The following is a 20,753-nucleotide window of genomic DNA, read 5'->3' on the forward strand; positions in this document are numbered from 1 at the left end:
AGGTCCGGACACCCGCGATTGCGGATCCCCTGCCACCATCCGGTGTTGCCGTTGCAGCGGACCCGGTCTGGCCGAACCATCGGCCACTTCCCGGTCCGCCTCCGCCCACCGCCGACCAGCGACTGCGTCCCGACGGCCCCTGCGCCATCGTCGGCGTCCCGGTCCTGCGACGCCTGCATGCCCTAGCGTCGTGGTCCGGTCCTGCGCCGCACCAGCCGCGCCAGCGTGGCCGGGTCGTTCACGGCCTGCACCCGTTCCACGCCCATCGCCTCGGCGAGGTAGCGCGCGTTGGCGCCGCCCAGCCAGATCGGCAGGTCGGCGCGCAGGCCCTCGTGCAGCAGACGCAGTTCGGCCAGGGTGGCGCGCGCCTGGCCGGGGTCGATCGAACTCAGCGCCAACGCCGAGGCGTCGAGCCGTTCGGCGACCCGCAGCAGCTCGGCGGCGGGCAGTTCCGTACCGAGGTACAGCACCGGCGCATCGGCTTCATGCGCGAGCAGGGCCGCGCCGAGCAGGCCCAGCTCGTGGGGCTCGCCGGGCAGGGTGGCGAAGAGGATGCGCGGGCGCCGTTCGCGCGGGTGCTGGTTGAGGATCGACAGCAGCCGCGCGCGCAGCAGGCTGCTGACCAGACGCTCCTGCGCGATGGCGAGGCGGCCGTCGGCCCAGCGCATGCCCACCTCGCGCAGCAGCGGCATCACCACCCGGGTCACCAGGATCTGCACCGGCAGGGTCGCGATCGCCACCGACAGGTCGCGGTCGAACTCGTCCACGCGGTAGTCGGCGACCGCATCGAGCATGCGCTCGGGCAGCGCCTCCAGCGCGCCGTAGCCCGACTGGCGCGCCTCGCCCAGGAGACGGTCCAGGGCCTCGTCGTCGAGCGGCGCGAGGTCGCGGATCGGGTGGCCGCGGCCGGTCAGGCGGTGCAGGCGGGCCAGCCGCTCGACCATCGCGCTGTCGTACAGGCGTCGGCCCCTGGCGTCGCGGTGCGGCACCACGGCGACGTGCCGGCGCTCCCACGCGCGCAGGGTTTCAGGGGTGAGGCCGCTGAGCTCGGCGGCTGCCTTGACCGGGAACATGCGGCGCAATGTACAACGTTTGTCTAAGTTCTACTTGTACAAACGGCTAACGGCACGGATCCCAGACTGGCCCCCTTACCCCAGTCCCGGAGTACCACCATGAAGCGTTCCGCCCAGATCCTTCCTTCCCGCGTCCGTCCCCTGCTCCTCGCCCTCTCGCTCGGCCTCGCCGCACCGCTGGCGATGGCCGGCCAGGCCGGTGCGGCCAAGCCCGCCGCGGCCAGCCAGGCGCGGGCCGACATCGTCGACACCGCGGTGGCCGCGGGCCAGTTCAAGACCCTCGCCGCCGCGCTCCAGGCCGCCGGCCTGGTCGACACGCTCAAGAGCGCCGGCCCGTTCACCGTGTTCGCGCCGACCGACGCCGCCTTCGCCGCCCTGCCGGCCGGCACGGTGGAAAACCTGCTCAAGCCCGAGAACAAGGACCAGTTGGTGGCCGTGCTGACCTACCACGTGGTGTCCGGTCGCTATCCGGCCGCGCGCGTGGCGGGCATGACCGAGGCGGCCACCGTCAACGGCGCCAAGCTCGACATCCAGGCGTCAGGCAACGCGGTCAGCGTGGGCGACGCGCGCGTGGTCACCGCCGACGTGAACGCCAGCAACGGCGTGATCCACGTGATCGACAAGGTCCTGATCCCGGGCACCTGAGCCCGTCCCACTTCCGCTGGAGACCCCCATGAAGGCACTCAATATCACCACCCTGCTGCTGGTCATCGTCGGCGGCATCAACTGGGGCCTGGTCGGCGCCCTGCAGTTCGACCTCGTCGCCGCGATCTTCGGCGGCCAGGACGCGCTTCTGGCGCGGCTGGTCTACGTCCTGGTCGGCCTGTCGGCCCTGTGGCAGGTCATGCCGCTGCTCAAGTCGGTCAGCGTCGACGAAGTGCGCGCCCAGGCGCACCGCTGAGCGTCCGTGGCAACAGCCGCCCGCACCCATGGTGCGGGCGGTTTTCTTGTTCCTGCGGTCGCGATATCGATGGCCCGTCGACGGGCGTGTCCTGTCGTCGCAAGGCGCCGGATCCATCGCCGCGTGCGCACCTGGTCCCATCCCCGGTTCAGCGGCGTCTCTCCTGGCCTGCGTAGGTCCGCTAACGCAGGCGCACGGCGTAATCGTCGCGGACGTGCTGGTTGATGTAGGTGTTCAGTCCGGCGCCGGCATCGGCCAGGCGCTGCATCTCCATCACGTGGACGATGCCCGGATGGCGCGCGTCGTAGCGGTAGGTGCCGCCGCGGTGGAACCGGATGTCGATCCAGTCCGGGCCGCAGTCGTAGGCGGCCACGCCCGAGTCGTGCCCGGCCGACCGGTAGCGCTTCAACGCCGATCTGTCCTGCCCATGCGCCGGACCTTCGCACCGGCGCGGGCATGGACACGTGAAGCGCGGGTGCGGCACGCACGGTGAACGGGAACCGCGACGGTGTTCAGGGTTGCACGTCGGCTTCATGGCCAGGCGTGGAAAGTAGGACGCACTTTCGAAGGAGATGGACGATGACGAACGACAAGAAGATCCAGCACAGCCTCAACGACCTGATCGAGATCGCCCGCGACGGCAGCGAGTTCTATACCGAGGCCGCCGGCAAGGTGCAGAACCCGGAACTGGCGACGCTGTTCCAGCAGATGGCCGGGCACAAGCGCGAGATCGTCACCGGCCTGACCGCCGACGTGACCGCGCTCGGCGGCAACCCGGCCGACCACGGCACCATGGTGGGCTCGATGCGCCAGGTCTACGCCAAGGCGCGCGCGGCGATGGGCGACACCCAGTACGCCTACGTGGCCGAACTGGAGGAACTGGAGGACCGCCTGCTCCACGCCTTCCGCGACACCATCGACGACGCCGATACCCCGGCCGTTGCGCGGACCGCGGCGCAGAAGTACCTGCCGCGGGTGGTCGAGTGCCACGACATCATGCGCAACCGCAAGATGGCGCTGAAGCAGGCCAGCTGACGCACTTCTGCATCACGCACCTCGAGGCCCCGGCCGCAATGCCGGGGCCTCCCGTCTGTAGGACAGCACAGATACCCGCGGGGAGCCGCGGCGCCACCGCCGCGAAGGCCTGACCACACCCTCCACGCCGCGTGAATCCGCCGGTGCTAGGCTCGAAACCATGTCCACGCCGCAGCCCGCCAACCCGTTCGCGCCACCTGCCGGGGACGACGTCCGCGACCTCCGCGCGCGGTACCTCGCCGTGCGCGGGCGGACCCGCGGCCTCGCCGCGCCGCTGAGCCCGGAAGACGCGCAGCTTCAGTCCATGCCGGACGCCAGTCCTGCCAAATGGCACCTGGCGCACACCACCTGGTTCTTCGCGCGTTTCGTGCTCGAGGACCCCGCCGCCATCCCCCCTGGCTGGGACGTGCTGTTCAACAGCTACTACGTCGGCGCTGGCGACCGCCATCCGCGTGCGCAGCGCGGGCTGCTGTCGCGCCCCTCGCTGGACGAGGTGCTGGCGTGGCGCGAGCGGGTGGACGCACAGGTCCTGCGCGAGCTCGACGACGACCGGCTGGCGCCGGACCGGCGCGACGTGCTGCTGCTGGGCATCCACCACGAGCAGCAGCACCAGGAGTTGCTGCTGACCGACATCAAGCACGCGCTGTGGTGCAACCCGCTCGCACCGGCCTACCGCACCGACCTCCCCGCCGCACCCGCCGCCGTTGCGGCCGGCGACGGATCGCCGCATTGGCTGCGCCGCGACGAAACCATCGTCGGGATCGGCGCGCCACGCTGGCCCGACGCCAGCGCCGACTTCGCCTACGACAACGAGACCCCGCGCCATCGCGTGCTGCTACAGGCGCATGCGATCGCGCACCGCCCCGTATCCAACGCCGACTACGCCGGTTTCATTGCCGATGGCGGCTACGCGACGCCCACGCTGTGGCTGAGCGATGGCTGGGACACGGTGGCACGCGAGGGCTGGCGTCGCCCGCTGTACTGGCATGCGGACGGCACGCGCGAGTTCACCCTGGCCGGCTGGCGCGAACGCGATCCGCACGCGCCCGTGTGCCACCTGAGCCACTACGAGGCCGACGCCTTCGCGCGCTGGGCCGGCGCGCGCCTGCCAACCGAAGCCGAGTGGGAAGCGGCCGCCTCGGGCTGCGCCATCGAAGGCAACTTCGCCGAAGACCGGGCGCCGCTGCATCCGCTGGCCAGCCCGGGTCCCGCGGCGGTGGATGCGCCGCAGGGGATGTTCGGCGACGTCTGGGAGTGGACCTCCAGCGCCTACGCGCCCTGGCCCGGTTTCCGCCCGCTGCCCGGCACCCTGGGCGAATACAACGGCAAGTTCATGAGTGGCCAGCTGGTGCTGCGCGGCGGCAGCTGCGCCACGCCGCGCGGGCACGTGCGCGCCAGCTACCGCAACTTCTTCGCCCCGCACGCGCGCTGGCAGTTCTCGGGGCTGCGCCTTGCAAAGGACATCGATTGAGCTCCGGACCGGAACTGACGGACCTGCATCCTTCCACCGACGACATCGCCGGCGACGTGCTGCGCGGGCTGGCGTCGGTCCCCAAGCGCCTGCCCTCGAAGTACTTCTACGACCAGCGCGGTTCGGAACTGTTCGAAGCCATCACCCGGCAGCCCGAGTACTACCTCACCCGCGTGGAGCTGGCGCTGCTGGCCGACCGCGGCGCCGAGATCGCCGCCGCCGTGGGTCCGCGCGCGCACGTGGTGGAGCCGGGCAGCGGCAGCGGCCGCAAGACCCGGCTGCTGCTCGACGCGCTGGACGACCCGGTGGCCTACACGCCCATCGACATCTCGCGTGCCGCACTCACCGCCAGCGCGGGGCGCCTGGACCGCGAGTTCGGCGACGTCGAGGTGCTGCCGGTGCTGGCCGACTTCACCCGCGCGGTGCCGCTGCCCACACCCGCACGCCCGGCCGACGCGGCCCTGGTGTTCTTCCCCGGCTCGACCCTGGGCAACTTCACCCGCGACGAGTCGGTGCGCCTGCTCGGCGCCATGCGCGCCACGATGGGCGATGGCGGCGCCGCCCTGCTCGGCCTGGACCTGGAAAAGGATCCGGCCCTGCTCGAGGCCGCCTACAACGATGCCGCCGGCGTCACCGCCGAGTTCACCCTCAACCTGCTGCGCCGCCTCAACCGCGACGTGGGCAGCGATTTCGACCTCTCCGCCTTCGCCCATCGCGCGCGCTACGTGGCCGCCGAAGGCCGCATCGTCACCACCCTGGAAAGCCTGCGCGAGCAGGTGGTGACTGTCGAGGGCCGCCGCTTCCGCTTCGCCGTCGGCGAGCAGATGCACGTCGAACAGAGCCAGAAGTACACCGATGCGCGCATCGCCTCGCTGGCCGCGGACGCCGGGCTGCGGGTCGTGGCCGGATGGAACGATCCGCGCGACTGGTTCGGCTTGCGCCTGCTGCGGGTGGCGTGAAGGCGGGCGGACGCCCTAGCATTCCCGCCCGGACCGGGCTGCGTCGGATCCGGCCGACCTCTCCCAGGATGCGCAAGCGATGACCCCTCCCGACCACGAGTTCGATCCCGACGACAACTACCGGGGCGAGGCCGAGCGCTCCGAGATCGACGACGACGCCAGCACCGAAGCGCTGGTCTGGCAGCTGCTGCTGGTCATCAATCCCGGCGACGAGGACGCGGCCCTGGCGCAGTTCACCGCCTTCCAGGAGGCACTGGGCGGCGCCGACCCCGACGACCTCGACCTGCCGCAGCTGCTTCGCGACGTGACGGACTGGAAGTCCGGCTTCCATATCGACGAGTCCGATACCGGCGCCCTGATCGAATGCCTGGAGGAACTGGCCTCGCGCTTCAACCTCGACATCGACTGGGGCGTGGAAGACCCGACCGACGACGGGTTCCTGGCCCGCGCCACCGCCAGCGAACTGCTGGAAACCACCCACGACCAGCTGCGCCTGGAGGGCTATACCCTGTGGACCTGGGACACCGGCACCGACGCGCACGCCGGCTGGATGTCGTTCGCCAGCGACGACGAGGGTGTGCGCATCCTTGCCCCCGCGCTCGGATTCGATGCACGGCCGGCCGGTGGCTGAAACCTCCGGCCTGGCCGCGCCTGCCCGGCCGGCCCGGCGTGCGCAACCGGCCGATGGACCATGTCCATCGCGCCACGCGCGCGCCTGCGCCATGCTGGCGACCTCTCCCGCCATGGAGCCGGGCGTCGATGGCCCTGCTGTTCGCGTTGCTCGGAATCGGCCTGGCCTGGGCGCTGGGCGCGCTGCAGCTGTGGCCCCGCACACGCTGGGTCGGCGAGCTCCTGCCGTGGCTGGGCGGCCTCCTAGCGCTGGGGGTCGCGGCCTGCGTCGTACTGGGCATCGCCAACATGCTGCTGCCCCTGGGCCCGTGGCAGTCGCCGTCGAACGACCAGGTGCTGCACCGCCTGTTCGGGGAGGGCACGCTGGCCATGCGGCGCACCGACTGGCCCCTGCTCAACCGCGCGGCGAACGTGTACCTCGGCCTCGACATCGCCTGGACGCTGCTGGCGCTGTGCGCGGCCTCGATGCACGGCCTGGTGTTCTGGGCCGGCATCGCCGAACGGCGCCGACGGACCCACAGGCTGCGCGGGGCCTGACCCGCCGGGCGCCGGCCCCGGATCAGCCGGCGACGCGGAACCTTCGCACATGCTCCACCAGCGCGCGCAGCTTGGGCGGCTGGTTGTGGCGGCTGGGGTAATACAGGAAGAAGCCGTCGAAGGGCGGCAGGTAGTCCTCGAGCAGGGCGACCAGTTCGCCGCTCTGCAGCCACCGGCGGTAGTTCTCTTCCAGGCCGAAGGTGATGCCGCCACCGGCCAGGGCGGTGCGCAGCATCAGGCGCAGGTCGTTGGTGGTGACCTGGGCGGCCACGTCCACTTCGAAGTCGCGGCCGTGTTCGCTGAACTCCCAGCGGTAGGGCATCACGCCCGGTGCCGGCCGCCAGCCGATGCAGCGGTGCCGCACCAGTTCGCGCGGATGCGCGGGGGCGCCGTGCGCGTCGATGTAGGCGGGTGCGGCCACGGCCACCTGTCGCTGCGGGCCGGTGAGCGGCACGGCCACCATGTCCTGTTCGATCACCTCGCCCAGGCGTACGCCGGCGTCGAAGCCGCCTGCGACCAGGTCGATGGGGTCGTCGCTCACGGTCACGTCCAGGGTGATGCCCGGATGCGCTTCGGCGAAGCCGGCCACCAGCGGACCGGACAGGAAGCGCTCGGCGATGGAGGACACGTTGACGCGCAGCAGGCCGCGCGGCGGGCCGTCGTCCAGCGCGTCCTCGAGTGCGGCATCGACGGTGCGCAGCGGCGCGGCCACCTGGCGGTGCAGCCGCTCGCCGGCCTCGGTGAGGCGCACACTGCGGGTGGAGCGCTGCACCAGCGCGACGCCCAGGCCGTCCTCCAGCCGGCGGATGCCCTGGCTGACGGCCGAACGGGTGACGCCCAGCGCATCGGCAGCGGCGCGGAAGCTGGCCGTCTCGGCGACCGCCAGGAACATCCGCAGCAGGTTGAGGTCCGGGGCCATTGGTTAGCCAGTCTAACCAATGCATCCAGCATCTGGCGGGTTATCTGGACGTCGGCCCGTCGATAGGGTGTGCGGACGCGGTGCCGACCGGCCCGCCCTCCCCCCGACAACGAGGCAACCCCATGGACAACATCAACGACAGGATCGTGCTGGTCACCGGCGCCAGCAGCGGCATCGGCGAGACCACCGCGCGGCGGCTGGCCGCACGCGGCGCCACCGTGGTGCTGGGCGCGCGCCGCATCGACCGCCTCGAGGCCCTGCTCTCGCAGATCGCCGCCAGCGGCGGCAAGGCCGTCGCCCGCACGCTGGACGTGACCTCGCGCGCCGACGTGCAGGCCTTCGCCGACCACGCGCTGGCGCAGTTCGGCCGCATCGACGTGCTGGTCAACAATGCCGGCGTGATGCCGCTCTCGCCGCTGTCGGCGCTCAAGCTCGACGAGTGGGACACGATGATCGACGTGAACATCCGCGGCGTGCTGCACGGCATCGCGGCGGTGCTGCCGGCGATGGAGCGCCAGGGCCAGGGGCACGTGGTCAACGTGTCCTCGATCGGCGGCCTGTTCGTGATGCCGACCGCAGCGGTGTACTGCGCCACCAAGTACGCGGTGCGCGCGATCTCGGAAGGCCTGCGCATGGAAAGCGACATCGTGCGCGTGACCTGCGTGTATCCCGGCGCGGTGGAATCGGAGCTGGCCGGCACGATCACCCATGCCGAATCGGCCGAGGCGATCGGCCGGTTCCGCCAGATCGCGCTCAAGCCCGAGGCGATCGCAGGCGCCATCGCGCACGCCATCGCGCAGCCGCCCGAGGTCGACACCACCGACATCGTGGTGCGCCACCTGCGGAGCCCGGCCTGATCGCCGCGCGCGGGGCGCAGCGGCGCCCCGTCCCGCAACACCTGCGCCCGGCACATGGTGCCGGAGCGCGGCAGGATCGTGCGGGCGGTGCGTTCCTGGAGACCTGGGCGCTGCAGGCGCTGATGGCGGACTAGGGCCGCACGGGAGCGTGCACGGCGTGGCGGCCGGCAGGCAGCGTCCCGCCCGCGCCCGGTGCGGCAAGGTGCCCCCGTGCCAGGGCGGCCACCGCGCCCCATGTCGATCGGCACCTCCGCGGCGGGCGCCGCGGGCGCATCCTGAGCGGCCAGACCTTGTCCTGGCCCCACCGGAGCCCCCATCCATGCTGCGTCCCCTGCTGCTGACTTCCGCGATCGCGCTCGCCCTGGGCGCCTGCGACCGCACGCCCACCGAGCCACCGATGCCGAATACCGCCACCGCACCCGCCGCGCCCGCACAGGTCGAAAACCCGCTCCTCGCCGCCAGCACGCTGCCGTTCCAGGCACCGCTGTTCGACCGCATCCAGGACGCGCACTACCAGCCGGCGATCGAGGAAGGCATGCGCCAGCACCTGGCCGAAGTCCGCCAGATCGCCGAGAGCGCCGAAGCGCCGGGCTTCGCCAACACCATCGAGGCGCTGGAGCGCAGCGGCGCCCTGCTGACCCGCGCCGCGTCGATCTTCTTCGCCATGACCTCGGCGCACACCAACGAGGCGCTGCAGGCCGCCGAGCAGGCGCTGGCGCCGAAGCTTGCCGAGCACGCCGACGCGATCCATCTCGATCCCGAACTGTTCGCGCGCGTGAAGTCGCTGTACGACCAGCGCGCGCAGCTCGGGCTCAACCCCGAGCAGCTCACCCTGCTCGAGCACACCTACGACAACTTCGTTCGCGCCGGCGCCCAGCTCGATGCCGACAGCCAGGCCGAACTGCGCAAGCTCAACAGCGAGGAGTCCTCGCTGACCACCGCGTTCTCCAACAAGCTGCTGGCCGCGACCAAGGCCGGCGGCGTGCTGGTGGACGACGTGGCGAAACTCGACGTCCTGGACGAGGCCACCATCGCCGCGGCCGCCGAAGCCGCCAAGGCCGACGGCAAGCATGGCCAGTGGCTGCTGGTGCTGCAGAACACCAGCCAGCAGCCGGTGCTGACCTCGCTCAAGAACCGCGACCTGCGCCAGCAGGTGATGGCCGCCTCGCTGGAACGCGCGCAGAAGGGCGACGCCAACGACACCCGCGCCACCATCCAGCGCCTGGCCGAACTGCGCGCGCGCAAGGCGCAGCTGCTGGGCTTCGAGAACTATGCCGCCTACAGCATCGCCGACCAGATGGCCGGCACGCCCGAGGTTGCGCTCAAGCTGCTGACCGACACCGTGCCCGCGGCCACCGCGCGCGCCCGCGCGGAACTGGCGAAGATCCAGTCGGTCGTGGACGCGCAAGGCGGCGGCTTCGAGGCGGGCGCCGCCGACTGGGACTTCTACGCCGAACAGGTGCGCAAGGCCGAGTTCGACCTCGACGCCGAGCAGATCAAGCCCTACTTCGAACTCGACCGCGTGCTCAAGGACGGCGTGTTCTTTGCCGCCGAACAGCTTTACGGCATCACCGCGAAGGAGCGCACCGACCTGCCCGTCTACCACCCCGACGTGCGCGTGTTCGACATCTTCGACGCCGACGGCACCCAGCTGGCGCTGTTCTACCTCGACCCGTTCCAGCGCGAGAGCAAGCAGGGCGGCGCCTGGATGGGCAACTTCGTCGAGCAGAACGGCCTGACCGGCGACATCCCGGTGATCTACAACGTCGAGAACTTCACCAGGCCGGCCGACGGCCAGCCCGCGCTGCTGAGCTGGGACGACACCACCACCCTGTTCCACGAGTACGGCCACGCGCTGCACGGCATCTTCTCGAAGACCACGTATCCCAGCGTGGCCGGCACCAACGTGCCGCGCGACTTCGTCGAGTTCCCCTCGCAGTTCAACGAGCACTGGGCGCTGGATCCGAAGGTGTTCGCCAACTACGCCAGGCATTACCAGACCGGCGAGCCGATGCCGCAGGCGCTGGTGGAGAAGATCACCCGCGCGCGCACCTTCAACCAGGGCTATGCGACCACCGAGTACCTGTCGGCGGCGCTGCTGGACATGGCCTGGCACACGCTGCCGGCGGGCGATGCGAAGAAGGACGTGGAACCGTTCGAGCGCGAGGCGCTGGCGAAGTACCAGGTGGACCTGGCGGCGGTGCCGCCGCGCTACCGCACCAACTACTTCAGCCACATCTGGGGCGGCGGCTATGCGGCCGGCTACTACGCCTACTTCGGCGCCGAGGTGCTCGACCACGACGCCTTCCAGTGGTTCCGCGAGAACGGCGGCCTGACCCGCGAGAACGGCCAGGTGTTCCGCGAGAAGATCCTCTCCATCGGCCACTCGCGCGATCTTGCCCAGGCCTATCGCGAGTTCCGCGGCCAGGATCCGAGCGTGGAGCCGCTGCTGGAGCATCGCGGCTTGAAGTAAGCAACGAGACCCTGCACAACAACGAAGGCCCGCAATCGCGGGCCTTCGTTTTTTTCCCGATGCCCGCCCGGGAATGGGCCGCGCAGGTCAATGCACCGCCGTGCGCCTGGCCCGCGACCTGAGCACCATGCAGTAGCCGGCCGTGACTGCGATGCCGGCGATCACGGCGGCGGAGCCGCCAGCGACCGCCACGTTCGTCGGCGCGAACGCCCACAGCCCCGCGTAGACCAGCCCACTCAGCACCATCGACCAGCCGCCGACGCGCTTGACCCGGCCGATGCAGGCGCTGGGCGCGACGCTCTTGGGCAGGCGGTTGCCGATCCAGGCGATCATCAGTCCGTTGAGTCCGATCACCACGCGCGTGGTGGCGTCCTGGTCGATGTAGCCCAGCTTGCGCGCGTAGCTTGCAGCGAGCGCCACCGCCACGATGCCCGCGGCCCAGGCGATGTATCCGGTCAGTTCCCTGTTCATCGCGTTGCTTCCTTCTTCTTGCCTGGCCTGGATGCGCTGGCACCCACGCCGACGGAGTGGACGAAGCCCAGCAGCGCTTCCTCGAGCACCGAGAGCTTCAGGTGGTAGATGACCGACTTGCCCGCCTTCTCGGCGTGCACCAGGTCGGCGTCCTTGAGCACCGCGAAGTGCGCCGACATCGTCGGCTTGGAGACATCGAACTGATCGCTGAGCTCGCCGGCGCTCATGGGCCCGCTGCGCAGCAGCTGCAGCACGCGCCGGCGGGTGGGATCGGAGAGGGCTTTGAAGACCTGGCTCATGGATCGATAATTAGCTAATTATCTAATCGTGTCAACTGCGGCGCTGGATGCGACTCCGGCGGCAGCACTGGCACGTATCGTGCAAGACCATGCCCAGCGGCAGTACGCTGGGCCAGGGGAGGATCCGGATGAAACGCACCACGTTCGCCCTGCTGGCGCTGCTGTGCGCCGGCGGCGCATCCGCGCACGGCGGCGGACTCGATGCGGAGGGTTGCCACACCAACCGCACGACCGGCGACCACCACTGCCATCGCGCGCCCGCGAATCCCGCAGCCGCGGCCCGACCGCAACGCACGTCGCCTGCGCAGCTGGCCCCTGCACGACAGGCGCCGGCGTCCGGCCGCGCGTTCGCCAACTGTGCGGCAGCGCGCGCGGCCGGTGCGGCCCCCGTGCATCGCGGCGATCCGGGATATGGTCCGCACCTGGACCGCGACGACGACGGCATCGGTTGCGAGCCCTATCGAGGGCGGTAGCGTCGGCGACGACAGGTCCGTGGCGCGCGGCCCCGCAACACCGGACGCCTGTGCAGCTGCCCGCCCACAGATCGCCACCATTGGTCACGGCGACTCAAGACACTGCTGCCGCGTCGGCCGATCGACGATCATCCGCATCGACACGACAACGCAGGCGCACGTGCATGGCAAACGGTGTTTCCACCCTGCGACTGTGGCTGCTGCGCGCGATGTATGCACTGATCGCGGTGGGCCTGGGCCTGACGATCTGGCCGCAGATCCTCGGCCGGCCGGCGACCGCGGACGAAGGATCGGTGATCCGGGCGCTGCTCGGCGCGCTGGCGGTGATGGCGGCGCTGGGCGTGCGCCATCCGCTGAAGATGCTGCCGCTGCTGCTGTTCGAACTGCTTTGGAAGGTGCTGTGGATCGTCGCGTCCGCGCTCCCGCTGTGGGCCGCCGACGGGCTGGACGCCTACGGCACGGAAACCTTCTTCGCCTGCCTGATGGGCGTGGTGCTGGTGCCGCTGGTGGTGCCGTGGGGTTACGTGCACGCCGAGTACTTCCGCGCACCGGGCGAGCCGTGGCGTCGTCCGGCGCAGCGGCCGGCACGCGACCAGGCGTAGCCGGCGCCCCACCCCTGGGCGCATGAGGCGCGGCGTACCGCGATCCGCCGCCGCGCGCTGGATGCTGCGGCCCAAGGCCCGTGGCGCGCGGCCTTCCCTGCGTCGCAGGTCATCCTGCCGCGGCGCGTGCGTCCGCCGGTGCTGGTGGCGGCAACAGCGCCACGGCGTCCGCGCCGGCCGCGAACTGCAGGCGCGACGACGTATCGCTGGCCGCCTGCCACACCGCTTCGGCGACGTCATCGGGGCGGGTGACGGCAGTGAGCTGCCCGAAACCTTCGAACACCCTGGTCGCGAACGGCGCGTAGGGTTCCGTCACCAGCCCGGCCATGCGTCCGGCGCCGTTGTCGGCAAAGCGCGTGTCGGGGCAGTAGCCCGGTTCGACCAGCTTCACCCGCAGGCCGAATGCCGCCAGCTCCAAGGCCAGCGATGCGCTGAAGCCTTCGATCGCGGTCTTGCTGGCCGTGTACGCCGCGACCAGCGGGAACGGCGCCAGCGTCGCACTGGAGGTGACGTTGACGATGGTGCCGGCGCCGCGCGCGCGCATGCGCGGGATCGCCGCCTGGCACATCGCCATCGTGCCGAAGGTGTTGGTCTCGAAGATCTCGCGCACGGTCGCCATCGGCGTGGCCTCGAACGCACCGAACAGGCCGAGGCCGGCATTGTTGACCAGCACGTCGACCGGGCCGGCGGCCTTGAGCGCGGCGGCGATACTCTCGGGGTCGGTGACATCCAGCGCCAGCACGCGGATGCCAGCGGGCATCAGCCCAGGGCGCGGCTGGCGCATGGTCGCGATGACCTGCCAGCCGCGGGCGTGGAAGTAGCGGGCGATGGCCAGGCCGTAACCGGACGAACAGCCGGTGATCAGGATGGTTTGCATGGGTGGCTCCCTGGGGGCGTTTGACGCGGGGAACCAGCATCGGCGAGGCTGCCCGGATGATCGATGGCTGATCGTCCGCATTTGTTTAGCAGGAGTCCGGAGATGGGCGATCCCCTGTCGCAGATCGTAGGCCTGCTGCACCCGCGCGCGGTCTTCGCCAACGTCATCGCCGGCAAGGGCCAGTGGGCGGTGCGCTTCGCCGAGTACGGCCGCCCCAGCTTCTGCATCGTGCTGGATGGCGGCTGCCGGCTGTCGGTCGACGGGCATCCGCCGGTGGCGATCGAGGCGGGCGATTTCATCCTGCTGCCGACGACGCCCGCGTTCACCCTGTCCAGCGGCGAGGCCGCGCGGCCGGTGCTGCTGGATCCCGCCGACCTGCCCCGCGACGGCAGCGAGGTGCGCTACGGCGAGGCCGGCGGCGCGCCGGACATGCGCTCGCTGGGCGGCGCATTCGTGTTCGACGATGCCGATCCGGCCCTGCTGGTCTCGCTGCTGCCAGGGCTGGTGCACGTGCGCGGATCCGCCCGGCTGTCGCGACTGGTGGCGATGGTGGCCGAGGAAACCGTCGGTGCGCTGCCCGGCAGTTCGGCCGTGCTGTCGCGGCTGGCCGAGCTGCTGCTGATCGAGGCGATGCGCGCGACCAGCAGCGGCGACGCGCCGCCGGGACTGCTTCGGGGACTGGGCGACGAGCGCCTCGCGGTGGCGCTGCAGCTGATGCACGCGCAGCTCGACCGGCCCTGGACCGTGCCGCAGCTGGCCAGGGCCGCGGCCCTGTCGCGCTCGAGCTTCTTCGAGCGCTTCAGCCGCACCGTGGGCGTCGCGCCGATGGAATACCTGCTGGGCTGGCGCATGCAGATCGCCCGGAACCTGCTGCGACGCGGCGAGCTGAGTGCCGCGCAGATCGCGGACTGTGTGGGCTATGGCTCGGCCAGCGCGTTCAGCGTTGCGTTCCGCCGCCACGTCGGGATGGCGCCTGGGCGCTATGCGCTGGCGACTCGGGTCCCAGACTGAGACACGCTGCGGACGGCGTCTGGCCGCCTGTGCTAGAATCGACGCAGTTTCGCGTAATTTGCCGCCAATCGCTTCGTTTTCAACGAAGTTATGGCCCGCTGTGGCCGTGCATTGGCGATGCCCGCGCGATCCCCATGCCCGGTATCGGCAGGAACGGAGCCCGGCTCCGGTCGGACTCCCGACGTGCTTTTCCAGCGGTCCATCGGGTGCAGCCCGCTGCAGCCGGGCGCCCGTGCGCCTGCTGCCGGCGCGACACACCTACAGGAGATGACACCCGCATGACCCAACGCATCGCCGTCCTCGGCGCCGGCCCCAGTGGTCTGGCCCAGCTTCGCGCCTTCGACGCCGCCCGCCGCGCCGGCGCCGACGTCCCCGAGATCGTCTGCTTCGAGAAGCAGTCCGACCTGGGCGGCATGTGGAACTACACCTGGCGCACCGGCCTGGACCAGCATGGCGAGCCGGTGCACGCGAGCATGTACCGCTACCTGTGGTCGAACGGGCCCAAGGAATGCCTGGAGTTCGCCGACTACAGCTTCGAAGAGCACTTCGGCCGCCCGATCGCCTCGTACCCGCCGCGCCCGGTGCTGCGCGACTACATCATGGGCCGCATCGAGCGCAGCGACCTGCGCCACCAGATCCGCTTCAACACCGCCGTGCATTCGGTCGAGTACAGCGAGGAGACGGGGAAGTTCACCGTCACCGTGCGCGAGCTCAAGGACGATTGCATGGTGAGCGAGGAGTTCGACTGGGTGGTGGTGGCGACCGGCCATTTCTCCACGCCCAATGCGCCTGCGTTCGAAGGCCTGTCGCAGTTCCCCGGCCGCGTGCTGCACGCGCACGATTTCCGCGACGCCTGCGAATTCGCCGGCAAGGACCTGCTGCTGGTGGGCAGCAGCTATTCGGCCGAGGACATCGGCACGCAGTGCTACAAGTACGGCGCGAAGTCGGTGACCTTCAGCTACCGCAGCGCGCCGATGGGCTACGACTGGCCCGAGGCCTTCAGCGAGCGCCCGCTGCTGACGCGGGTGGAAGGCAACACCGCGCACTTCGTCGACGGCAGCCAGCAGGACGTGGACGCGATCATCCTGTGTACCGGCTACCAGCACCACTTCCCGTTCCTGCCGGACGAATTGACCCTGCGCACCCGCAACCGCCTGTATCCGCAGGACCTGTACAAGGGCGTGTTCTGGATCGACAACCCGAAGCTCGTGTACCTCGGCATGCAGGACCAGTACTACACCTTCAACATGTTCGACGCGCAGGCCTGGCTTGCGCGCGACGTGATCATGGGTCGCACCGAGCTGCCCGATACCGACGCCATGCGCGCCGACAGCGAGGCCTGGTTCGCGCGCGAGAACGCCTGCGCCGGCAGCGACGACGACATCGACTTCCAGGCCGCCTACGTGCGCGACCTGGTTGATCGCACCGACTACCCCGAGTTCGCGATCGAAACGATGGCCGACATGCTCAAGTCGTGGATGCGCGACAAGCAGGCCGGCATCCTCGACTACCGCGACAGGAGCTACCGCTCCACCATCACCGGCACGCTCGCGCCGCCCCACCACACGCGCTGGATGGAGGCGATGGACGATTCGCTGGAGGCGTTCCTGGAGAACTCGGGCGAGCTGGAGGACCAGCTCGAAGTGGAGCAGCCGGCGATGGCGGCCAGCGCCGGCAAGACCGCGGCAGAGCCAGTGCGCCGCCGCGCCTAGCACCGGCAGGCCCCGTGGCCGGCGTCAGCGCTTGAGGCCGGCCACGATCTCCGACACGTCCACGCCCATCTCGAGTTGCACGCGCACGTACTCGCGCTCCTTGCGCGAGAGCGTGCGACCGGCCTCGATGCGCACGTCCTCGGCCTGCAGGATGCGCAGGATCCGCGGCAGCGCCGAGCCGATGGCATCGGGCCCGTAACCCGCGTCGCGCAGGGCTGCGCGGAGGAGAACTTCAACGTCCATGGCACGGCCTGCTGGTGCGGGGCGTGCATTGTGCGGCATGCGGCAGCCCGCCCGTTGCGTGCACGTGCTGCGCCAGCCGCGATGCATGGCGACCTGCGCGCCGGCGATGTCGAGGGGCGCCGGCGGCGCTCAGCCCTGCAGCTGCCGCAGCACGAAGTGCCAGGCCGGCAGCGTCGCCATCGCGAGCACGATGCCGTAGCCGACCAGCGCCGCCGCCAGCCGCGGCGCCATGCGGTGCGAGATCGCGAGCGCGGCGGCGGTGACCATGGTCGGCATCGCCGATTCCAGCACCGTCACCTGGCGCATGGCCCCGGTCAGGCCAAAGGCCAGGGCGAGGGCCAGTGCCAATGCCGGCAACAGCACCAGCTTCAACCCCAAGCCCAGCGCCAGCGGCCCGACCTCGTCGCGCGGCAGGCGCAGCTGGATCGTCAGGCCCACCGCCAGCATCACCAGCATCAGCATCACGCCGGCAAGCTGGCGGAGCGCCGCCGCGATCCAGGCCGGCGGATGCTCGGGCATCAGCGTCAGGCCGAGGACCAGCGCCCATATCGGGGGAAAGCGCACGATGCGCAGCGCGATCGTGCGCGCCGTGGGCTTCGCGTCGCCGCCGTAGCGCGCCAGCACCAGCAGGCCGAGGGTGGACAGCATCACGAAGGTGCCGAACTGGTCGTAGACCACCGCGTACGGCAACGCGTCCGCGCCGAGCAGCGCCTGGATCATCGGATAGCCGATGAAACTGGTATTGCCCAGCATGGTGCACATCAGCAGCACGCCGAGCTCGTCGCGGCGCATCCGCATGCGCGGCGCCAGCACGCGCAGCAGCGCCCAGCTGGCCGCCGCCAGCAGCCAGGGCACCAGCACCAGGCCGAGCAGGCCCGGCTCGAAGCGCAGTCGGGGCACGTACACCAGGATCGCTGCCGGCAGGCACACGTACAGCACCACCAGGTTCAGCGTCTCCGCCGCGCCCTCGGGAAACACCCGCAGGCGCGCGAACAGCATGCCCAGCGCCAGCATGGCGAGCATCAGGGCGAAGGCGTCGAAGGCCATCGAGGCCGCTACCCGTGGTGGAGAAGGGGGCCATCATAGGGGCCGTCGTCCGGCGCGCCATCCGCCATTGGGCACGGCCGAGACAGCCTGCGCCGCTCGATGGCTGCTGGAGCGAGCAAGCGATCGCTTGCTTTGGCGGAAAGCAAGCCAAAACTTGCGTTATCTAAAAGCAAGCGATAAGTTGCGTCCCGGTATGGCCCCGAACGGCAGGCAACGCAGATGGCTGGAACTCCCCCGCCCCATATCGTCCGGACACCCGGACAACTCGGGCCTCTGCTGCGCGCCCTGCGAAAAGACGCAGGCCTGACCCAGGCCGACGTTGCCGGCGCCCTGGGCATGACCCGGCAGGCGGTCAGCGAACTGGAGAACCGGCCCGAGGCTGCCTCCTTCGAGCGTTTGATGAGGCTCTGCGCGGTCCTGGGCGCGGAAATCGCACTGCACCCGCGGGACACGTCGCGGCCTGCGCGGGCGCCGGAATGGTGAGCCGGTGAGCACGCTGCATGTGTGGATGAACGGCGAAATGGTCGCCACCTGGGAACGCGGCGATCGCGGCGGCCGCCTGACCTATGCGTCGCAGTGGCTGGAATCCCCCGCCAGGCGGCCGCTGTCGCTGTCGCTGCCCCTGCTGCCGGCTGGCCAGAGCCATCGCGGCGAAGCCGTGGGCGACTGGTTCGAGAATCTGCTGCCGGACAGCAGCGACATCCGCACCCGCATCCGTGATCGCTTCGGCCTGCGTTCGACGGCGACGTTCGAACTCCTGCAGGCCATCGGCCGCGACTGCGTCGGCGCAGTGCAACTGCTGCCGGACGCGACGCGACCTGCCGACCTGCACGACATCCGCTTTCGGCCGCTGGACGAGGCGCAGGTCGCAGCCCTGCTGCGCAGCGTGACGGCAGCCCCCGGGCCTGGCCGCCTGGCGGGCGATCATGACGTCTTCCGCATCTCGATCGCCGGCGCCCAGGAAAAGACCGGGCTGCTGCATCACCAGGGCGGGTGGTGCGTGCCGCTCGGCAGCACACCCAGCACGCATATCTTCAAGTTGCCCCTTGGACTGGTGGGCAACGTGCGCGCCGACATGGGCGACTCGGTGGAGAACGAGTGGCTGTGCCTGAGATTGATGGCCGCGTTCGGCCTGCCCGTGGCCGAGGCCGCGATGGAACGTTTCGACGGGCAGCGGGTGCTGGTGGTGTCCCGTTTCGACCGCCGCCTGGCGGCCAATGGCAGCTGGTGGATGCGGCTGCCGCAGGAGGACATGTGCCAGGCCTTCGGCCTGCCGCCGTCGCGACGCTACGAAAGCGACGGCGGTCCGGGGATCGTCCGGATCATGGAGCTGCTGCGCCTCTCCGAAGAACCGGCAGACCGGGCCACCTTCTTCAAGAGCCAGGTCCTGTTCTGGATGCTGTCGGCCACGGACGGCCACGCCAAGAATTTCAGCCTCCACATCCAGGCAGGCGGGCGGTTTCGCCTGACGCCGCTGTACGACGTGCTGTCGGTCCACCCGATCATGGGGCCCGGGGCGAACCGGCTGGACCCGCACCGGGCCGAACTGGCAATGGCGGTGGCCGGCAGCAATCGCCACCGCCGCTTGCGTGACATCCGCCGTCGCCACTGGAACGAGACCGCACGCGCATGCGGAATCCCGGATGGTGCCGAATCGTGGATCAGGGAATTGCTGGACAGCGTGGAGTCCGCGATCGCAAGCGTCGAACGGCAACTGCCGCACGGTTTCCCCGACCGTCTGGCCAGCAGCATCTTCGCCGGGCTGCGGGATTCGGCACGACGGCTCGCTTCCCAGCGGCCCGAGGGCTGACCAGTCTGTCGGGATCGCAAGGCAGGGCTGCCGTGCGCCCCTGCGCTCGACCATCTGCAAGGGCCGGGACGCCCCAACGCGACGCGCAGGAGCGCCCCCCTCTGCGAGGGATCACCCCTCAACCCTTGACGCACACCACCTGTCGCAACGTGTGCACCACCTCCACCAGGTCCGCCTGCGCCGCCATCACCGCGTCGATGTCCTTGTAGGCGGCCGGCGATTCGTCGATCACGGCCTGGTCCTTGCGGCACTCGACATGCGCGGTGGCCTCGCGGTGCTGCTTGAGCGTGATGCTGCTGCGGGCGGCGGTGCGGCTCATCACCCGGCCGGCGCCGTGGCTGCAGCTGTGGAAGCTGTCCTCGTTACCGAGGCCGCGCACGATGAAGCTCTTCGCGCCCATGCTGCCGGGAATGATGCCGAGCTCGTCCCTGCCTGCGCGCACCGCGCCCTTGCGCGTCACCAGCACCTCGCGGCCGGCGTGCGTCTCCTTCTGCACGTAGTTGTGGTGGCAGTTCACCGCCATGGCCTGCAGCCTGAACTTCGGCAGTTCGGTGCGCATCGCATGCAGCACGCGCTGCATCATCGCCTCGCGGTTGGCGCGCGCGTAGTCCTGGGCCCAGCCCACGGCCTCGACGTAGTCGTCGAACAGCGGCTCGCCTTCCATGAAGAAGGCCAGGTCCTTGTCGGGCACGTGGTAGCCGAGCACGCGCTTGCCCAGTTCCTCGCGCGCGCGCTGGATGAAGTAGCTGCCGATCAGGTTGCCGGTGCCGCGCGAGCCCGAGTGCAGCATCACCCACACCGCATCGCTCTCGTCCAGGCAGACCTCGATGAAGTGGTTGCCGCCACCGAGCGTGCCGAGCTGCCGTTCCACCTTGTCGAGCCGGATCTTCGGGTGCCTGGCCTTGATGCGCTCGAGCCGTTGCCACAGGCCGGAGTGGGCCAGCGCGGTTTCGACGCTGTCGGGGGTCTTGCGATGCTCGCCCTGCGGGCCGTTGCCGACCGGGATCGCGCGCTCGATCGCCGAGCGCAGCCGCGCCAGCGAATCGGGCAGGTCGCCCGCGCCCAGCGTGGTGCGCACCGCGGCCATGCCGCAGCCGATGTCCACGCCCACCGCGGCGGGGATGATCGCGCCCTGCGTCGGCACCACCGATCCCACGGTGGCGCCGATGCCGAGGTGCACGTCCGGCATCACCGCCACCCAGGGCCCCACGAACGGCAGGCTGGCGATGTTGCGCAGCTGCGCGTGGGCCTTGTCTTCCAGCGGCACGCCGCGGACCCAGCCCTTGATGGGGGTCTCGCCTTCGCGATGCAGCCATTGGTAGTTTGTCGTATCCATCGGTTCCATTCCTTGTA

General features: G+C 70.4%; 24 protein-coding genes. 15 read left to right on the top strand and 9 right to left on the bottom strand.

The window, feature by feature from the left end:
- Positions 1–182: 182 nt before the first annotated feature.
- On the bottom strand, positions 183–1,073 hold the full coding sequence (locus tag Q0863_RS09845) for a MerR family transcriptional regulator (protein WP_298577672.1): 891 nt from the start codon (positions 1,071–1,073) through the stop codon (positions 183–185).
- 99 nt (positions 1,074–1,172) lie between these two features.
- On the opposite strand from Q0863_RS09845, the gene Q0863_RS09850 reads away from it, so the two are divergent.
- Both Q0863_RS09850 and Q0863_RS09855 read left to right on the top strand, forming a co-directional pair.
- Positions 1,173–1,718, top strand: a complete 546-nt coding sequence (locus tag Q0863_RS09850; protein WP_298577673.1) for a fasciclin domain-containing protein — start codon at positions 1,173–1,175, stop codon at positions 1,716–1,718.
- 28 nt (positions 1,719–1,746) lie between these two features.
- Positions 1,747–1,974, top strand: a complete 228-nt coding sequence (locus Q0863_RS09855) for a DUF378 domain-containing protein (protein ID WP_298577674.1) — start codon at positions 1,747–1,749, stop codon at positions 1,972–1,974.
- 181 nt (positions 1,975–2,155) lie between these two features.
- Here the strand turns inward: Q0863_RS09855 and Q0863_RS09860 are convergent, their stop codons facing one another.
- Positions 2,156–2,383, bottom strand: coding sequence for a hypothetical protein (locus tag Q0863_RS09860; protein WP_298577675.1), 228 nt, complete (start codon positions 2,381–2,383; stop codon positions 2,156–2,158).
- 170 nt (positions 2,384–2,553) lie between these two features.
- Between Q0863_RS09860 and Q0863_RS09865 the strand changes: the two genes are divergently transcribed.
- From Q0863_RS09865 to Q0863_RS09885, 5 genes are all read left to right on the top strand, one after another.
- A complete protein-coding gene (locus Q0863_RS09865; protein ID WP_298577676.1) occupies positions 2,554–3,009 on the top strand; it encodes a PA2169 family four-helix-bundle protein in 456 nt (151 codons plus the stop codon).
- A 160-nt stretch (positions 3,010–3,169) separates the two neighbouring features.
- Positions 3,170–4,480 carry an ergothioneine biosynthesis protein EgtB gene (egtB, locus tag Q0863_RS09870; protein ID WP_298577678.1) on the top strand — a complete coding sequence of 437 codons (1,311 nt, stop codon included), beginning with the start codon at positions 3,170–3,172 and terminating at the stop codon, positions 4,478–4,480.
- A complete protein-coding gene (gene egtD, locus Q0863_RS09875; protein WP_298577679.1) occupies positions 4,477–5,439 on the top strand; it encodes an L-histidine N(alpha)-methyltransferase in 963 nt (320 codons plus the stop codon). The genes egtB and egtD overlap by 4 nt, the downstream gene beginning before the upstream one ends.
- Positions 5,440–5,518: 79 nt before the next feature.
- Positions 5,519–6,070 (top strand): hypothetical protein, encoded by a 552-nt coding sequence (locus Q0863_RS09880; protein ID WP_298577681.1) that lies wholly within the window; start codon positions 5,519–5,521, stop codon positions 6,068–6,070.
- A 128-nt stretch (positions 6,071–6,198) separates the two neighbouring features.
- Entirely contained in the window at positions 6,199–6,606 is a 408-nt protein-coding gene (locus tag Q0863_RS09885) for a hypothetical protein (protein WP_298577682.1), read from the top strand.
- Positions 6,607–6,628: 22 nt separating this feature from the next.
- Here Q0863_RS09885 and Q0863_RS09890 read toward each other — a convergent pair whose 3' ends face one another.
- Positions 6,629–7,525: a LysR family transcriptional regulator gene (locus tag Q0863_RS09890; RefSeq protein ID WP_298577683.1), complete on the bottom strand. Its 897-nt coding sequence runs from the start codon at positions 7,523–7,525 to the stop codon at positions 6,629–6,631.
- Between the two features lie 122 nt (positions 7,526–7,647).
- On the opposite strand from Q0863_RS09890, the gene Q0863_RS09895 reads away from it, so the two are divergent.
- A complete protein-coding gene (locus Q0863_RS09895; RefSeq protein WP_298577685.1) occupies positions 7,648–8,382 on the top strand; it encodes an SDR family oxidoreductase in 735 nt (244 codons plus the stop codon).
- Between the two features lie 319 nt (positions 8,383–8,701).
- On the top strand, positions 8,702–10,855 hold the full coding sequence (gene dcp, locus Q0863_RS09900) for a peptidyl-dipeptidase Dcp (RefSeq protein WP_298577686.1): 2,154 nt from the start codon (positions 8,702–8,704) through the stop codon (positions 10,853–10,855).
- Positions 10,856–10,942: 87 nt separating this feature from the next.
- Here dcp and Q0863_RS09905 read toward each other — a convergent pair whose 3' ends face one another.
- The gene (locus Q0863_RS09905; protein WP_298577687.1) at positions 10,943–11,326 is read right to left on the bottom strand and encodes a hypothetical protein; all 384 of its coding nucleotides are present in this window, start codon (positions 11,324–11,326) and stop codon (positions 10,943–10,945) included.
- Positions 11,323–11,625 carry an autorepressor SdpR family transcription factor gene (locus tag Q0863_RS09910; RefSeq protein ID WP_298577688.1) on the bottom strand — a complete coding sequence of 101 codons (303 nt, stop codon included), beginning with the start codon at positions 11,623–11,625 and terminating at the stop codon, positions 11,323–11,325. Before Q0863_RS09910 ends, Q0863_RS09905 begins: the two co-directional genes overlap by 4 nt.
- A 128-nt stretch (positions 11,626–11,753) precedes the next feature.
- On the opposite strand from Q0863_RS09910, the gene Q0863_RS09915 reads away from it, so the two are divergent.
- A complete protein-coding gene (locus tag Q0863_RS09915; RefSeq protein WP_298577689.1) occupies positions 11,754–12,098 on the top strand; it encodes an excalibur calcium-binding domain-containing protein in 345 nt (114 codons plus the stop codon).
- 164 nt (positions 12,099–12,262) lie between these two features.
- Entirely contained in the window at positions 12,263–12,700 is a 438-nt protein-coding gene (locus Q0863_RS09920; RefSeq protein WP_298577690.1) for a hypothetical protein, read from the top strand.
- A gap of 109 nt (positions 12,701–12,809) precedes the next feature.
- On the opposite strand, the gene Q0863_RS09925 is transcribed toward Q0863_RS09920, so the two are convergent.
- Positions 12,810–13,577, bottom strand: coding sequence for an SDR family oxidoreductase (locus Q0863_RS09925; RefSeq protein WP_298577691.1), 768 nt, complete (start codon positions 13,575–13,577; stop codon positions 12,810–12,812).
- Between the two features lie 102 nt (positions 13,578–13,679).
- Between Q0863_RS09925 and Q0863_RS09930 the strand changes: the two genes are divergently transcribed.
- Positions 13,680–14,588, top strand: a complete 909-nt coding sequence (locus Q0863_RS09930; protein WP_298577692.1) for an AraC family transcriptional regulator — start codon at positions 13,680–13,682, stop codon at positions 14,586–14,588.
- A 278-nt stretch (positions 14,589–14,866) separates the two neighbouring features.
- On the top strand, positions 14,867–16,300 hold the full coding sequence (locus tag Q0863_RS09935; RefSeq protein ID WP_298577693.1) for an NAD(P)/FAD-dependent oxidoreductase: 1,434 nt from the start codon (positions 14,867–14,869) through the stop codon (positions 16,298–16,300).
- A 24-nt stretch (positions 16,301–16,324) separates the two neighbouring features.
- Here the strand turns inward: Q0863_RS09935 and Q0863_RS09940 are convergent, their stop codons facing one another.
- Both Q0863_RS09940 and Q0863_RS09945 read right to left on the bottom strand, forming a co-directional pair.
- Complete coding sequence (locus tag Q0863_RS09940; protein WP_298577694.1) at positions 16,325–16,543, bottom strand: polyprenyl synthetase; 219 nt, start codon at positions 16,541–16,543, stop codon at positions 16,325–16,327.
- A 129-nt stretch (positions 16,544–16,672) separates the two neighbouring features.
- On the bottom strand, positions 16,673–17,590 hold the full coding sequence (locus tag Q0863_RS09945) for an AEC family transporter (protein ID WP_298577695.1): 918 nt from the start codon (positions 17,588–17,590) through the stop codon (positions 16,673–16,675).
- A gap of 219 nt (positions 17,591–17,809) precedes the next feature.
- Here Q0863_RS09945 and Q0863_RS09950 point away from each other — a divergent pair, with 219 nt between their 5' ends.
- Both Q0863_RS09950 and Q0863_RS09955 read left to right on the top strand, forming a co-directional pair.
- Positions 17,810–18,073 carry a helix-turn-helix domain-containing protein gene (locus Q0863_RS09950; RefSeq protein ID WP_298577696.1) on the top strand — a complete coding sequence of 88 codons (264 nt, stop codon included), beginning with the start codon at positions 17,810–17,812 and terminating at the stop codon, positions 18,071–18,073.
- Positions 18,074–18,077: 4 nt separating this feature from the next.
- Complete coding sequence (locus tag Q0863_RS09955; RefSeq protein ID WP_298577697.1) at positions 18,078–19,400, top strand: type II toxin-antitoxin system HipA family toxin; 1,323 nt, start codon at positions 18,078–18,080, stop codon at positions 19,398–19,400.
- A 118-nt stretch (positions 19,401–19,518) separates the two neighbouring features.
- Here the strand turns inward: Q0863_RS09955 and Q0863_RS09960 are convergent, their stop codons facing one another.
- On the bottom strand, positions 19,519–20,736 hold the full coding sequence (locus tag Q0863_RS09960) for an RtcB family protein (RefSeq protein WP_298577698.1): 1,218 nt from the start codon (positions 20,734–20,736) through the stop codon (positions 19,519–19,521).
- Positions 20,737–20,753 lie beyond the last annotated feature (17 nt).

It is taken from the genome of uncultured Luteimonas sp. (genome assembly GCF_947492465.1).
Lineage (GTDB): Bacteria > Pseudomonadota > Gammaproteobacteria > Xanthomonadales > Xanthomonadaceae > Luteimonas.